General features: G+C 39.8%; 1 protein-coding gene. It reads left to right on the plus strand.

Translation table 11 applies throughout. The features are described from left to right. On the plus strand, positions 1–402 hold a 402-nt coding region (locus AAON49_RS00020), incomplete at both ends, for a YDG domain-containing protein (protein ID WP_349551720.1).

Below are 402 nucleotides of genomic sequence, written 5' to 3' on the forward strand. Positions count from 1 at the left end.
AGTTATAGGAGCAGATGATGTTGTTTTAGGAGGAAGTCCAGTGTTTACGTTTGCAAGTGCAAATGTAGGCACAGGAATTACGATCAATACAAGTGGATATACAATAAGTGGAACTGATTCAGGAAACTATACGTTAACACAGCCCACTTTATCAGCAGATATTACCGCAGCAGAACTCACAATCGTGGGACTTACAGGAGATAATAAAGTTTATGATGGCACGACAGCAGGAACTGCTTCAGGAACTGCTACTTTAAGTGGAGTTATAGGAGCAGATGATGTTGTTTTAGGAGGAAGTCCAGTGTTTACGTTTGCAAGTGCAAATGTAGGCACAGGAATTACGATCAATACAAGTGGATATACAATAAGTGGAACTGATTCAGGAAACTATACGTTAACACA

Source organism: Pseudotenacibaculum sp. MALMAid0570, assembly GCF_040151415.1.
Classification (GTDB): Bacteria; Bacteroidota; Bacteroidia; order Flavobacteriales; family Flavobacteriaceae; genus Polaribacter.